Here is a 13412-nt window from a genome sequence, read left to right on the forward strand (position 1 = left end):
GATGAGCACGACCGGACCGCCGTCCCCGGACCGTCCGTCCCACCCGGCCGGCGCCGTGCCCGACGGGCGGCTGATCCGCGTGCCGCGGGGCCGCCCCGGCGCGGCGGGGCCGGCCGCGCCGACCGCCGTCGTCCTGGCCCGTGCGGCGGGCGCGGGCGCTCCGGCCGGCCCCGCCCCGACGGCCCCGGTCCCGGCCGGCCGGCGCCGCCCGGAGCGCACCCGGGGCTTTCCCGGCCCCCGCACCTGGCGCACCGGCCCGCGGCCCGGTCCCGCCCGCTGACGGCCCCGCCCGCGCCCGCCGCAGGCCGGCCCGGCGCGGGCGCGCCCCTCTCGCCGTACGAGCCCCCTTGCCGCAGGGCACACCCCCGCCCGCGGGGGCGCCCCCCTCTTCGCCACAGGAGCACCCATGACATCACGCACCCCCGCCCGCACCGGTCCGGAGGCGACGGCATGAGACTGCTGGTCACCGGCGGAGCCGGGTTCATCGGCTCGCACTTCGTGCGCACGCTGCTCGACGGCGGCTACCCGGGCCACGGGACGACCCGGGTGACCGTCCTCGACAAGCTCACCTACGCCGGGAACCGGGACAACCTGCCCGCGGCGCATCCCCGGCTGGAGTTCGTGCGCGGCGACATCTGCGATCCGGAACTGCTGGAGCGGATCCTGCCGGGGCACGACGCGGTGGTGCACTTCGCCGCGGAGTCGCACGTGGACCGGTCGGTCCGGTCGGCCGCGGAGTTCGTCCGCACCAATGTGCTCGGCACCCAGACGCTGCTGGACGCCTGTCTCGCGGCCGGCACCGGGCGGTTCGTGCACATCTCCACCGACGAGGTCTACGGCTCCATCGCCGAGGGCTCCTGGACGGAGGACCACCCGCTGCTGCCCAACTCCCCCTACGCCGCCTCCAAGGCGTCCTCGGACCTGATCGTCCGCGCCTACCACCGCACGCACGGCCTGAACGTGTCGATCACCCGCTGCTCGAACAACTACGGCCCGTACCAGCACCCGGAGAAGCTGATCCCGCTGTTCGTGACCAACCTGCTGGAGGGCCGGCCGGTGCCGCTCTACGGCGACGGGCGCAACGTGCGCGAGTGGCTGCACGTCGACGACCACTGCCGGGCCATCGCGCTGGTGCTCGACCGGGGCGGGCCGGGCGAGGTCTACAACGTCGGCGGCGGTGACGAGCGCACCAACCGGGAGGTCACCGAGCGGCTGCTCGCGCTGTGCGGCGCCGACTGGTCGCGGGTGCGGCACGTGCCCGACCGCAAGGGGCACGACCTGCGCTACGCCCTGGACGACGGCAAGATCCGCACGGAGCTGGGCTACGCCCCGCGGATTCCGTTCGAGCGGGGGCTCGCCGACGTCGTCGCCTGGTACCGCGACAACCCCGGCTGGTGGAAGGCCGCCACGTCCGCCCGACTCCTCACGGAAGGCAACGCCCGATGAACGCCCACAAGGGCCTGATACTCGACGAGACCGCCAAGTACCACCAGGAGCTGAAGGACGACGCCCCGTTCGTGCCCGGCACGACCGAGATCTGGCCGGCCGGCGCCGTGCTGGACGAGGCGGACCGCGCGGCGCTCGTCGAGGCCGCGCTGGAGCTGCGGATCGCCGCGGGCACCAGCTCGCGCAGGTTCGAGGCGCGCTTCGCCCGCACGCTCGGGCTCCGCAAGGCGCATCTGACCAACTCGGGTTCGTCGGCGAACCTGCTGGCGCTGTCGGCGTTCACCTCGCACCTGCTGGAGGACCGCCGGCTGCAACCGGGCGACGAGGTGATCACGGTCGCGGCCGGCTTCCCGACCACCGTGAACCCGATCATCCAGAACGGTCTGGTCCCGGTCTTCGTGGACGTGGAGCTGGGCACGTACAACACCACTGCGGACCGGGTCGCGGCGGCCATCGGGCCCCGCACCCGCGCCATCATGATCGCGCACGCGCTCGGCAACCCCTTCGAGGCGACCGAGATCGCCCAGCTCGCCGAGGACCACGACCTGTTCCTGATCGAGGACAACTGCGACGCGGTCGGCTCCCGCTACGACGGCCGGCTGACCGGCTCCTTCGGTGACATCACCACGGTCAGCTTCTATCCCGCCCACCACCTCGCGATGGGCGAGGGCGGCTGTGTGCTCACCTCGAACCTGGCGCTGGCCCGGATCGTGGAGTCGCTGCGCGACTGGGGCCGGGACTGCTGGTGCGAGCCGGGCGAGACCAACAAGTGCCTCAAGCGGTTCAAGTACCAGATGGGCACGCTGCCCGAGGGCTACGACCACAAGTACATCTTCAGCCACGTCGGTTACAACCTGAAGGCCACCGACCTCCAGGCCGCGCTCGGCCTGTCCCAGCTCGACAAGCTGGACCGGTTCTGCGCGGCGCGGCGGCGCAACTGGGCGCGGCTGCGCGAGGGGCTGGACGGTGTGCCGCATCTGCTGCTGCCCGAACCGACCCGGCGCAGCGACCCGAGCTGGTTCGGTTTCGCGCTCACCGTCGATCCGGACGCCCCGTTCAGCCGGGCGGCCCTCGTGGACTTCCTGGAGCGGCGCCGGATCGGGACCCGGCGGCTGTTCGCCGGGAACCTGACCCGGCACCCCGCGTACATCGGCCGTCCGCACCGGATCTCCGGGGACCTGGCCAACAGCGACATCATCACCGACCAGACGTTCTGGGTCGGGGTGTACCCGGCGCTGACCGAGGAGATGCTCGACTACGTGGTCGCCTCGGTCAAGGAGTTCGTGGCGGGCAACTCATGATCCGGACCGCCGTCTCCGCACCCGCCCCGGCCGGCCCCGTCCGGCTGCGCCCGCTCGCCGACCCGGAACTCCCGGCCCGCTTCGCCCGGTCCGCCGCCGCCCGCGAGGGCGTCGGGCCGCGCACCGAGGAGGTGGCCGACTGGCTGGCCGAGCGCCGCGCGGCCCATCGCTTCCGGGTCGACCGGATCCCCTTCGAGCGGCTGGACGGCTGGTCGTTCCAGCCGGGCACCGGCCATCTCGCGCACCGCAGCGGCCGGTTCTTCACCGTGGAGGGGCTGCGGGTGACCAGCAGCGCCGGTCCCGTCCGGCAGTGGCACCAGCCGATCATCAACCAGCCCGAGAACGGCATCCTCGGCATCGTCGTCAAGGAGTTCGACGGCGTCCTGCACCTGCTGATGCAGGCCAAGATGGAGCCCGGCAACCGCAATCTGCTCCAGCTCTCCCCCACCGTGCAGGCCACCCGCAGCAACTACACCCGGGCGCACCGGGGCGGCGCGGTGCGCTACGTGGAGTACTTCACGGACCGGTCCCGGGGCCGGGTCCTCGCGGACGTGCTCCAGTCCGAGCACGGCTCGTGGTTCTACCGCAAGAGCAACCGCAACATGATCGTCGAGGCGTACGGCGAGGTGCCCGGGCACCCGGACTTCTGCTGGCTGACGCTGGGTCAGATCGGGGAGCTGCTGCGCCGGGACAACGTCGTCAACATGGACGCCCGGACCGTACTGGCCTGTGCTCCCTTCCCGGACCCGGAGGACGTGGCCCTGCACTCCGAGACGGAGCTGCTGTCCTGGTTCACCGCCGAGCGGGCACGGCACGACCTGACGGCGGAGCGCGTCCCGCTGGACGGGCTGCCCGGGTGGCGGCGCGGCCCCTGGTCGATCGACCACGAGGAGGGCCGCTACTTCCGGGTGGTCGCCGTGTCGGTCGAGGCCGGCAGCCGGGAGGTGAGCGGCTGGTCCCAGCCGCTGTTCGAGCCGCGCGGGCTCGGGGTGACCGCGTTCCTGACCCGGCGCATCGGCGGCACCCCCCATCTGCTGGCGCACGCCCGGGTGGAGGGCGGCTTCGCCGACACCGTGGAGCTGGGCCCGACCGTGCAGTACACCCCGGAGAACTACGCCGGTCTGCCCTCGCCCCCGCCGTTCCTGGAGACGGTCCTGAGGGCCGGCCGGGAACGGATCCGGTACGAGGCGGTGCACTCGGAGGAGGGCGGCCGGTTCCTCAACGCGGAGAGCCGCTACCTGTTCGTGGCGGCCGGGGAGGCGGAGGCACCGCTGCAGGCGCCGCCGGGCTATGTGTGGGTCACCCCGTACCAGCTCAGCCGGCTGGTACGGCACAACCACTACCTCAATGTGCAGGCCCGCACCCTGCTGTCCTGCCTGACCTCGGGGGCGGTACGGCTCTGATGGACGCGTTGCGCATCGGTGTCCTCGGCTGCGCGGACATCGCCCGCCGCCGGATGCTGCCCGCCTTCCGCGCCTGCCCGGACACCGAACTGGTGGCGGTCGCCTCCCGGGATCCCGGCCGGGCCGAGGAGACGGCCGCGGCGGCCGGGTGCGAGGCGGTGACCGGTTACGACGCGCTGCTGGCCCGGCCCGACATCGACGCGGTCTACGTGCCGCTGCCGGCCGCCCTGCACGCGACCTGGGTCCGGGCGGCGCTGCGCGCGGGCAAGCACGTGCTGGGCGAGAAGCCGCTCACCACGGATCCGGCGGCCACCGCCGAACTGGCCGCGCTGGCCGCCGGGTCGGGGCTGACGCTGCGGGAGAACGTGATGTTCGTGCACCATCCGCAGCACGCCGTGGTCCGCCGGCTGGTGGCGGACGGGGCGATCGGCGAGGTCCGCGGGTTCCGGGCGGCGTTCACGGTGCCCCGGCTGGCGGACGACGACATCCGTTACGACCCCGCGCTGGGCGGTGGCGCCCTGTGGGACACCGGGGTGTACCCGGTACGGGCGGCGCTGCACTTCCTCGGCCCCGGGCTGGAGGTCGCCGGCGCCGTCCTGACCCGCGGCGGTCCCGGCCGGGCCGTGGACACCTCCGGCGCGGTGCTGCTGCGCGACGTCACCGGGGTGGCGGCCCAGCTGACGTTCGGTCTGGACCACGCCTACCGGTCGTCGTACGAGATCTGGGGCAGCGCGGGCCTGATCACGGTGGACCGGGCGTTCACCCCGCCCGCCGGTCTGCCGCCGCGGGTGCGGCTGGAGCGCCGGGACTCGGCCGAGGACCTCGCTCTGCCGCCCGCGGACCAGGTGCTGCACACGGTGGCCGACTTCGCCGCCGCCTGCCGCACCGGCGCCCCCCTCGACCCGGCCGTCCTCGCTCAGGCCCGCCTCCTGGACCGGATCCACCGCGCCGCCGGGAACACCCGACCGGCCCCCACGGCAGCGGCGGCGACCGAACGGCCGACGTGACAGGACGGCCGGGCGCACCGGTCCGGCGGCCTCCCGGACGGCCCCGCCGGACCGGTGCGGGGCCGCCAGCCGCACCGCACGACCACACCGGCGCCCCGCAGCACCGCGACCCGGCCGAAGATCTCGCTCTGCCCCCATGCCCCCGGGAACACCCGACCGGCCCCCACGGCAGCGGCGGCGACCGAACGGCCGACGTGATAGGACGGCCGGGAGGGCCGGGCGGCGGCCTCCCGGACGGCCCCGCCGGACCGGTGCGGGACCGCCGGCCGCACCGCACGACCACACCGGCGCCCCGCAGCGCCGCTCACCGACAGGAGGTACCCCCGGTGCAGGCCGTATCCCCGCCCGAGCCGACCCTCGCGGACTCCCCCGCGCCCCTCGCGCCGGACCCGCCCGGCCCCCGGGACGTGACGCTCGACGGCGGCTCCGGGATCCGGCTGTCGGGCCTGCTGGCCGAGCCCGGGGACGGGCAGGCGCCCAGGGCCGTGGTGGTCGCCCTGCACGGCAGCGGGATGCGGGCCGGTTACTTCGACAACCGGGCGCGGCCGGGGCTGTCGCTGCTGGAGCTGGGCAGCCGGCTCGGCTGCACGGTGCTGGCGCTGGACCGCCCCGGCTACGGTGCCTCGGCCGCCGTGCTGCCGCGGGGGCAGGACCTGGCCGGGCAGACCGCCACGCTCGGCGCGGCCCTGGCCGACTTCGCCGGGCGGTGGCCGGCCGGTGCCGGGTTCTTCCTGCTCGCCCACTCCGGCGGCGGCCGGCTCGCCCTGTCCGCCGCGGCGGGCGGCCCGCTGCCCGCCCCGCTGCTCGGGCTGGACCTGTCCGGCCTGGGCAGCGCCTTCGCGGTGGGGCCGGAGGAGTTGCCCGGCGCCGGCGTGCCCGGGGCCTGGCGGCGGCACTGGGGGGCGCTGCGGCTGTACCCGCCGGCGGCCTTCCGGCTGGGGCAGCGGCTGGTGGCCCCGGTGCCCGCCGTGGAGGCCGGCGAGACCCTGGCGTGGCCCCGGACGTACCCGGAGCTGGCGGCCCGGGTGCGGGTGCCGGTCCGGTTCACGTTCGCCGAGCAGGAGCAGTGGTGGCACACCGACGAGGAGGCGGTGCGCGCCCTGCTGGCGCCGCTCGCCGCGCCCCGCGCGGTGGTGGACCGGCTGCCCGACGCCGGGCACAACATCAGCCTCGGCTGGGCCGCGCGCACCTACCACCTGCGGGCCCTGGCCTTCCTGGAGGAGTGCCTGCTGGCCCGCGAGGCGGCGCCGCCCGGACGCCCGCGGGAGACCTGACGACCGCCCCGCCCGGAGTTCTCCGGGCGGGGCGGCATTTTTTGTGCGTGCGTCCGGTCACCGCGTCCGCCACCGGAATTCCCGGTTTTTGCGTCGGTTGAAAGTAACCACAGGTCCGCCGTGGTTTCCTGACGCAACTTGACGCTCCTCTGACCCGGGAATCCTTGCACGTCCATTCCGCTCGGCGGAGACTCAAATGCACGCCGAAGCACGATTCTGTCTTTTCTGACGAGGAGTAACTCCGTGCGTTTCAATCTCATCGGCCCCTTCGAGATAGTGACCGACGACGGCAGGATCTACCGCCCCGGAACCCCGAAGGTGTGCCAGACCCTGGCACTGCTGCTGACCCGGCCGAACGAGATCGTCACGGCTGAGACCCTGATCCGCGAGCTGTGGGGGGAGCGCCCGCCGCGCAGCGCGGTCACCACGCTCCAGACGTACGTCTACCACGCCCGCCGGATGTTCGTGAACGAGCGGCTGACCGACCCGGACCGCGCGCTGCTCGTGACCTCGCCGCCCGGTTACGCGATGCGGGTGACCGCCGACGAGGTCGACGTGCGGGTCTTCGAGCGCCTCGTCGACCAGGCCCAGCGGGAGCTGGCCCAGGGGGACCCGGCCCGGGCCCTCGGCACCGTCGACCAGGCACTGGCGCTGTGGCGGGGGCCGGCGCTCGCGAATTTCCCCGCGGGGGACGTGCTCATGGGGCACATCACCCATCTGGAGGAGTTGCGGATCCGTGCCTACGAGATCCGCATCGACGCCCAGGACCGGCTCGGCCGGCACCGGGAGGCCATTCCCGAGCTGCGCCGGCTGATCAACGACTATCCGCTCAACGAGTGGTTCCACCACCGTCTGATGGCCGCGCTGGGCGCCACCGGCCGCCGGGCCGAGGCCCTTCAGGCGTACCAGAACATCCGCCGGATCCTCGCCGACGAGCTGGGCCTGGAGCCCTCGCTGGAGCTGAAGCGGCTGCAACTGCGGCTGCTGAACCCGGAGCCGGGCGACGGCTCGGGACGGCCGGCGGTCCGGGGGCACCACCGGGACGTCGTGGGCGCGAAGACGGCCTGACGGCCCGACGGCCGGCCCCGGTCCGGGGACCGGGGCCGGCCGGTCCGGCGGAAGGGCCCGGCGGGGACTGGTCTCCCGCCGGGCCCTTCCGTGCGTGCGCGTCCGGTGCCCTCAGGCGCCGTCGCCCGACTGAGTCGTGGCCAGCGTGCGCAGGATCGCCGTCTGCTTGGCGTCCCGCTCGCGCACCCACTCCTCGTAGCTGCGCGAGCCGTAGGCCCGTTCGGCCTGCTCGATGAGGGTGTTCACGGTCGGCTCGTCCATCGGCGGGCGGCCCAGCGCCTCCCAGCCGCGCTCCAGGCCGGAGCCCAGCGTGCCGAGCCACTTGCGCAGGCCGCCTTGGCCGCCGCCGAGGTGGAAGGCGAGGAACGGGCCGACGGTGGCCCACCGCAGCCCGATGGAGTGGACGACCACCCGGTCCAGTTCCTCCACGGTGACCACGCCCTCGCGGACCAGGTGCACCGACTCGCGCAGCAGCGCGGACTGCAGCCGGTTGGCGGCGAAGGCCAGGACCGGCTTGCGCAGCACCACGGGCACCCGGCCGACCGACTCGAAGAACTCCACGGCCTCGCGCACGGCCCCGGGCGCGGTGCGTTCGCCTGCGACCACCTCCACCAGCGGCACCACGTGCGGCGGGTTGAAGGGGTGGCCGACCACCAGGCGGGAGGAGTCGGCCATCCGCGCGCCCATGTCGTCGGGGTTCAGGGTGGAGGTGGAGGACAGCAGCAGTGCCGTGGCGGGCGCCGCCTTGCCGATCCGCTCGAACAGCTCCTGCTTGAGCTCCAGGTTCTCCGGCGCGTTCTCGACGACGATGTCCGCGCCGGCGACCGCGCGCTCCAGGTCGGGTTCGAACTCCAGGCGCTCGTCGAAGGTCGCCCGGTCGGCGAGTCCCTCGGGCAGGTAGGGCGCGAACAGGTCGAGCGCCTCCGCGACGATCCGCGGCGCCTCGGCCCGCCGGCTGTTGACCCGCACCCGCAGGCCGTGTCCGAGGAACAGGGTGATCCAGCCCAGGCCGATGGTGCCGGCGCCGATGACGGTGACGGTGACGGTCCGCGGGGCGTCGTGGTGCGCGGCGGTCACGCGAGGCCTCCCTTCAGCTTGGGGATGACCTGCTCGGCCATCAGCCGCATCGTGGTGGCCGCGTCCTCGAAGGAGAGGTGGCCGGAGTGCACGCCCAGGCTGAGGGTGAGGTCGTCGCCGAACCAGCCGGCGATCCGCTCCAGTTGGGCACGGACCTGCTCGGGGGAACCGATGAGCAGCTTGTTCCCGTCGAGCTTGGAGTCGAAGTGCGAGGTCTGGGTGGCCTTCACCAGGTTCTCGTAGCCGGGGTAGGCCGAGGAGCGGGTGGTGGCCCAGGAGGCCACGGCCGCCCGGATCGCGGTGGTGTTGCGGTCGTCGTCGTGGCGGCCCTTGCGGCGGGCCTCCTCGCCGTCCTCGGCGACCACGCACGGGTAGGTGAGGTGGATCTGCTCGGCGCCCGGGGTGTGCCCGGCGGCGGCCCACTCGGCGCGGTAGGTGCGCAGGCGGTCCTGGAGTTCCTCGGTGGCCATCACGTTCGGCACGGTCTGCAGGTTGTGCCCGGCCCGCCCGGCCTCCGCGCACGACTCGGCGCTGCGCGCGGTGGTGACGAACACCGGCGGGTGCGGGCGCTGCGCCGGGCGGGGCAGCAGGGTGACCGGGCCGAACCGGTGGAAGCGGCCCTCGAAGACCACGTCCTCCTCCGACCACAGCCGCTTGATCGCGGTGACGGACTCGACGAACCGGTCCTTGGACTCGTCCAGGGGGACCCCGAAGGCCGCGAACTCGTCGGGCAGGAAGGCCCGTCCGAAGGCCGCGTCGACCCGGCCGCCGGAGATGTTGTCGAGCATGGCCAGCTTTCCGGCGAGCTTGACCGGGTGCTGGAAGGCGGGGATGGTCGCGCTGGTGCCCAGCCGGACCCGCCGGGTGCGGCCGGCCGCGGCGGCCAGGAACGTCACCGGGTCGGGGCTGTAGCCGCCGTAGGGGAAGAAGTAGTGCTCGACCATCTTGACGTGGGCGAAGCCCAGTTCCTCCGCCAGGTCGACCAGGCGCAGCGCCTCGTCGAAGTACTGGGTCGCGGGCTTGTCGGCGGGACCGACGGTCGGGAAGAAGACGATGCCGAACTTCATGGGGGCTCCTCAGTCGCGGTCGGATCCGTCGTGGCTCAGCAGGCGCTCCCGTACCCGCCAGCCGCCGCCCTCGGCGGGCACCAGGTGGTCGCGGCAGACGACGCTGGCGAAGATGTCCAGCGCGCCGCCCCGGGGAGTGCGCATGGCCAGGGCGTAGGTGCGGGTGCGCAGGGTGCCGTCCGGCTGCGGGCGGACGTCGAGCATCGCCAGCCAGTGCCGGAAGTCGATCTTGTCGGCGTTCAGCCGGGCCTGGCGGGTGGTGGCGGACTCGGCGATCGCGGCCCGGCCGCGCAGCGGGGCGTCCAGCCGGCTCGCCTCCTGGAAGACGGCGTCCTCGGTGAAGGTGGCGGCCCACTCGGCGGGCCGGGCGTCGTCGATGAGGGCCATCTGGCGGGCGTAGAACTGCTGGACCTGGGCGTACAGCTCGGCGGAGACGAAGGGCTCCGCGGTCGCCGGGGACAGCGAGGGGTCGCTCATGGAGACTGCCTTTCGTGTGGGGTGCCGGTCACCCGGCGGGGTGGGCCGGCCGGGGCGGTCCCGGCCGGGAGGTCACGCGTGGTCCGGCGGCGCGGTCTCGGCGAGCAGCCGGGTTCCGTAGCCGGTGCCGGCCGGGTCGAAGCGGAGCGCGACATGGCCGGCCAGTCCGTGGATGTCGCGCCACAGCCGTTGCAGGGGGTGCCCGTACTGCTGGGCGGCGCTGCCGGCGGTGCGCAGCAGCCGCTCGACCACGTCCACGAGTTGCTCGACGGCGTAGGCGCAGTCCGCCGGGTTGCGGACCAGTTCGAGCGGGGTGGCGGCGGGGGCGTCGGCCACCCGCGCGGCGCGTTCCATCAGCAGCGCGGCGGCGTCGGTGGCGATGGTGGCGCGGGCCAGTACGGCGGCCCGGGCCGGGTCGTCGCCGCCGGTGTGCTCGCGCCAGGCGCGGAGCGCGGCGCGGGCGGCGCCGAGGGCGGGCGCGCCGAACAGCAGGCCGCTGAGCAGGCGCAGCGGGGCGGTGTGGCAGCGGGCGGCGGAGCCGGTGCTGCGCCCGGCCAGCATGTCGTCCCGGGCGAAGCCGCGGTGGGCGGGGACGAACACCTCCTCGGCGACGAGGGTGTTGCTGCCGGTGCCGCGCATGCCGACCGGGTGCCAGGTGTCCGTGACCTGATAGTCCTCGCGCGGCAGGGCGAAGAACCACGGCACGCGCTCCTCGCCCCGGGGCACCAGCGCGCAGGCCAGCGCCCAGTCGGAGAAGCCGACCGCGCTGGTGTAGGGCCAGCTGCCGGTGATCCGCCAGCCGCCGGGCACCGGGGTGGCGGTGCCGCGCGGTACGAGCGCGCCCACCACGACGGTGTCGGCGCCCTTCGCCCACAGTTCCCGCTGCCCCTCCTCGGGCAGGTAGGCGCCCATCCGGGCGGCGCCCGCGATCACCGAGGCGCACCAGCCGGCCGAGGTGCAGCCCTCGGCGACCGCGGCGACGGAGCGCAGCAGCTCGGTGGCGCCGCCCTCGGCGCCGCCCCACCGCCCGGGCACGAAGTGCCGGGCGAAGCCCGCCCGTACGATGGCCTCGGCGGCCTCGGCGGGCAGTGCCCGTCCGGCGTCGGCGCGTTCGGCGTGGCGGGCGGCCACCCCGGCGGCCTCCCGGGCGGCCTCCCGCAGCAGCGGGGCATGGATCGGCCGGCTCGGCATCGTGGACCACTTCCTCGTTCCTCAAGGCGCGCGGCCTGCGGCGGACAACGCCGTCACCGTCGCCGGGGGCGATCCAGACCCGATGGAGGGCGGCTCGACGGCGCCGGGCGGGCCGGGGTCCTCGATCCGGGTTCGACCGGCGCGGCGCACGCTCGGGGCACCGACGACGACATGAGGTGAGGAGCACGTGAAGGGAATCATCCTGGCCGGGGGGAACGGCACCCGGCTGCACCCCGTGACGCTCGGGGTGTCCAAGCAGCTGCTGCCCGTCTACGACAAGCCGATGATCTACTACCCGTTGTCCGTGCTGATGCTGGCCGGGATCCGGGACATCCTCGTCATCTCCTCGCCCCGTGACCTGCCGCAGTTCCGCCGGGTCCTCGGCGACGGCAGCGCGCTGGGCCTGACGCTGTCGTACGCCGAGCAGCCGCGGCCGAACGGTCTGGCGGAGGCGTTCCTGATCGGCGCGGACCACATCGGCGACGACTCCGTGGCCCTGGTGCTGGGCGACAACATCTTCCACGGGCCGGGGTTCTCCCTGGTGCTCCAGGAGCACACCCCGCACACCGACGGCGCGTTGCTGTTCGGCTATCCGGTCCGGGACCCGCACCGGTTCGGGGTCGGCGAGGCCGACGCGGAGGGCCGGCTGGTGTCCATCGAGGAGAAGCCCGCCGAGCCCCGCTCCAACCGGGCCATCACGGGCCTGTACTTCTACGACAACGACGTGGTGTCCATCGCCCGCGGGCTGCGTCCCTCGCCGCGCGGCGAGCTGGAGATCACCGACGTCAACAAGGAGTACCTGGCCCGCGGCAAGGCCCGCCTGGTGGACCTGGGGCGGGGCTTCACCTGGCTGGACACCGGCACGCACGACTCGCTGCTGGACGCCGGGCAGTACATCCAGACCCTGGAGCACCGGCAGGGCCTGCGGATCGCCTGCATCGAGGAGGTGGCGCTGCGGATGGGCTTCATCGACGCGGAGCAGTGCCACCGGCTCGGCGCGCGGCTCGGCAGCTCGGGGTACGGCCAGTACGTCATGGAGATCGCCGACTCCCTGCGGGACGCGGGGCCCAGCGAGCGCGCGGGCTCCCTGGCGGGGCCGCGCTACGGGGGTGCGGCGCGGATGCCGACCGTCGTGTGAGCCGTGACCGCGCCCCGGTGCGGGCGGCGGTGCGGGTGGCGCGTTGTCGACGGTCCGGCCCCGCTCGAATCCGGTTCGAGCACGGCTCGGGCGTACGGTGCTGACCTGGTACGACGGCCGGAACGGACGGCCGCGGAAGACAGGGGAGGGCGAGCATGACGGACCGCGCACAGGACCGTGCCGGCGCACGGGAGGTGACCTTGTGGGTCGACCCGGTGTGCGCCTGGACCTGGATCACCTACCGGTGGCTGCGGGAGGCGGCCGGGGTACGGCCGCTCTCGCTGACGGTCCGTCCGACCGGGCTGGGCTATCTGCGGATGGACGCGGGACCCGACGCCGGACTCGACCGGTTCCGGGAGCTGGCCCCGGGCCCGGTGCGGGTGCTGGCCGCCGCAGCGGCCGGGCACGGCGCCGAGGTGGTGGGCCCGCTGTACGAGGCGGTCGCGCGCCGCTTCCACGCGGCCGGGGGACTGTACGAGGGGCTGCACGAGAAGGTGCGGGGCCTGGACCACGCGGCCAAGCGGGCGGTGCAGACCGAGTTGCTGGAGCGGGCCCGCGAGGTGGTCGGCGAGGCGCTGGCCGAGGTGGGGCTGCCCGCCGGGCTGGCCGGGGCGATGGCCTCGCCCGAGTGGGACGAACAGCTGCGCGCGGCGCACGAGTCCATTCCGCGCGACGGGCGTGAGCTGGAGGTCGTCGGGGTGCCGGTGATCTCGGTGGACGGCCGGGTCGGCGTCTTCGGCCCGGTGCTCTCCTCGGTGCCGTCCGGGGAACGCGCCGGTGCCCTGTGGGACGCGTTCGCGGTCCTGGCCGGGGAGGACGCGTTCCTGGAGCTGCGCCGGGTCACTCCGCGCCCGGTCCCGGACCCGGCCGGCTGAACCCACCGGAACGGCGGGAAGGGAGGGAGCCGTACGGCTCCCTCCCTTCCCGCCGACCGCGGTCCCGGCAGCCGGCTCCCTTTCCGGC

General features: G+C 74.5%; 13 protein-coding genes. 9 read left to right on the top strand and 4 right to left on the bottom strand.

Annotated features, from left to right (window positions below; all coding sequences use genetic code 11):
- The first annotated feature begins 1 nt into the window (after nucleotide 1).
- From AB0E62_RS09795 to AB0E62_RS09825, 7 genes are all read left to right on the top strand, one after another.
- Nucleotides 2–280 (top strand): acyl-CoA carboxylase epsilon subunit, encoded by a 279-nt coding sequence (locus AB0E62_RS09795; protein WP_362190505.1) that lies wholly within the window; start codon nucleotides 2–4, stop codon nucleotides 278–280.
- A gap of 170 nt (nucleotides 281–450) precedes the next feature.
- Nucleotides 451–1446, top strand: coding sequence for a dTDP-glucose 4,6-dehydratase (gene rfbB, locus AB0E62_RS09800; RefSeq protein WP_362190507.1), 996 nt, complete (start codon nucleotides 451–453; stop codon nucleotides 1444–1446).
- On the top strand, nucleotides 1443–2747 hold the full coding sequence (gene rfbH, locus AB0E62_RS09805; protein ID WP_362190509.1) for a lipopolysaccharide biosynthesis protein RfbH: 1305 nt from the start codon (nucleotides 1443–1445) through the stop codon (nucleotides 2745–2747). Before rfbB ends, rfbH begins: the two co-directional genes overlap by 4 nt.
- Nucleotides 2744–4150 (top strand): NDP-hexose 2,3-dehydratase family protein, encoded by a 1407-nt coding sequence (locus tag AB0E62_RS09810; RefSeq protein ID WP_362190511.1) that lies wholly within the window; start codon nucleotides 2744–2746, stop codon nucleotides 4148–4150. The genes rfbH and AB0E62_RS09810 overlap by 4 nt, the downstream gene beginning before the upstream one ends.
- Nucleotides 4150–5157 carry a Gfo/Idh/MocA family oxidoreductase gene (locus tag AB0E62_RS09815; RefSeq protein ID WP_362190513.1) on the top strand — a complete coding sequence of 336 codons (1008 nt, stop codon included), beginning with the start codon at nucleotides 4150–4152 and terminating at the stop codon, nucleotides 5155–5157. Before AB0E62_RS09810 ends, AB0E62_RS09815 begins: the two co-directional genes overlap by 1 nt.
- Before the next feature lie 407 nt (nucleotides 5158–5564).
- Nucleotides 5565–6431, top strand: coding sequence for an alpha/beta hydrolase (locus AB0E62_RS09820; RefSeq protein ID WP_362190770.1), 867 nt, complete (start codon nucleotides 5565–5567; stop codon nucleotides 6429–6431).
- A 243-nt stretch (nucleotides 6432–6674) separates the two neighbouring features.
- A complete protein-coding gene (locus AB0E62_RS09825; RefSeq protein ID WP_362190515.1) occupies nucleotides 6675–7499 on the top strand; it encodes an AfsR/SARP family transcriptional regulator in 825 nt (274 codons plus the stop codon).
- Nucleotides 7500–7610: 111 nt separating this feature from the next.
- Here AB0E62_RS09825 and AB0E62_RS09830 read toward each other — a convergent pair whose 3' ends face one another.
- The 4 genes from AB0E62_RS09830 to AB0E62_RS09845 all read right to left on the bottom strand — a co-directional run bounded on the left by AB0E62_RS09830 (nucleotide 7611) and on the right by AB0E62_RS09845 (nucleotide 11311).
- Nucleotides 7611–8576, bottom strand: a complete 966-nt coding sequence (locus tag AB0E62_RS09830; protein WP_362190517.1) for a 3-hydroxyacyl-CoA dehydrogenase NAD-binding domain-containing protein — start codon at nucleotides 8574–8576, stop codon at nucleotides 7611–7613.
- Nucleotides 8573–9643 carry an LLM class flavin-dependent oxidoreductase gene (locus AB0E62_RS09835; protein ID WP_362190519.1) on the bottom strand — a complete coding sequence of 357 codons (1071 nt, stop codon included), beginning with the start codon at nucleotides 9641–9643 and terminating at the stop codon, nucleotides 8573–8575. Before AB0E62_RS09835 ends, AB0E62_RS09830 begins: the two co-directional genes overlap by 4 nt.
- Before the next feature lie 9 nt (nucleotides 9644–9652).
- Nucleotides 9653–10120 carry a nuclear transport factor 2 family protein gene (locus AB0E62_RS09840; RefSeq protein ID WP_362190521.1) on the bottom strand — a complete coding sequence of 156 codons (468 nt, stop codon included), beginning with the start codon at nucleotides 10118–10120 and terminating at the stop codon, nucleotides 9653–9655.
- A gap of 72 nt (nucleotides 10121–10192) precedes the next feature.
- Nucleotides 10193–11311: a hydrolase gene (locus AB0E62_RS09845; RefSeq protein WP_362190523.1), complete on the bottom strand. Its 1119-nt coding sequence runs from the start codon at nucleotides 11309–11311 to the stop codon at nucleotides 10193–10195.
- A gap of 187 nt (nucleotides 11312–11498) precedes the next feature.
- Between AB0E62_RS09845 and rfbA the strand changes: the two genes are divergently transcribed.
- Nucleotides 11499–12449, top strand: a complete 951-nt coding sequence (gene rfbA / locus AB0E62_RS09850) for a glucose-1-phosphate thymidylyltransferase RfbA (RefSeq protein ID WP_362190525.1) — start codon at nucleotides 11499–11501, stop codon at nucleotides 12447–12449.
- A 155-nt stretch (nucleotides 12450–12604) separates the two neighbouring features.
- On the top strand, nucleotides 12605–13324 hold the full coding sequence (locus AB0E62_RS09855) for a disulfide bond formation protein DsbA (RefSeq protein WP_362190527.1): 720 nt from the start codon (nucleotides 12605–12607) through the stop codon (nucleotides 13322–13324).
- The last annotated feature ends 88 nt before the right edge of the window (nucleotides 13325–13412 follow it).

It is taken from the genome of Streptomyces sp. NPDC038707 (assembly GCF_040636485.1).
In the GTDB taxonomy this organism is placed as follows: Bacteria; Actinomycetota; Actinomycetes; order Streptomycetales; family Streptomycetaceae; genus Streptomyces.

Excerpts from the sequence above, each read along its gene's own strand:
- AB0E62_RS09810 (WP_362190511.1), top strand. The coding sequence starts at position 2,744 with ATGATCCGGACCGCCGTCTCCGCACCCGCCCCGGCCGGCCCCGTCCGG.
- AB0E62_RS09845 (WP_362190523.1), bottom strand. The coding sequence starts at position 11,311 with ATGCCGAGCCGGCCGATCCATGCCCCGCTGCTGCGGGAGGCCGCCCGG.
- rfbB (WP_362190507.1), top strand. The coding sequence starts at position 451 with ATGAGACTGCTGGTCACCGGCGGAGCCGGGTTCATCGGCTCGCACTTC.
- AB0E62_RS09815 (WP_362190513.1), top strand. The coding sequence starts at position 4,150 with ATGGACGCGTTGCGCATCGGTGTCCTCGGCTGCGCGGACATCGCCCGC.
- AB0E62_RS09835 (WP_362190519.1), bottom strand. The coding sequence starts at position 9,643 with ATGAAGTTCGGCATCGTCTTCTTCCCGACCGTCGGTCCCGCCGACAAG.
- AB0E62_RS09855 (WP_362190527.1), top strand. The coding sequence starts at position 12,605 with ATGACGGACCGCGCACAGGACCGTGCCGGCGCACGGGAGGTGACCTTG.
- rfbH (WP_362190509.1), top strand. The coding sequence starts at position 1,443 with ATGAACGCCCACAAGGGCCTGATACTCGACGAGACCGCCAAGTACCAC.
- AB0E62_RS09795 (WP_362190505.1), top strand. The coding sequence starts at position 2 with ATGAGCACGACCGGACCGCCGTCCCCGGACCGTCCGTCCCACCCGGCC.
- AB0E62_RS09840 (WP_362190521.1), bottom strand. The coding sequence starts at position 10,120 with ATGAGCGACCCCTCGCTGTCCCCGGCGACCGCGGAGCCCTTCGTCTCC.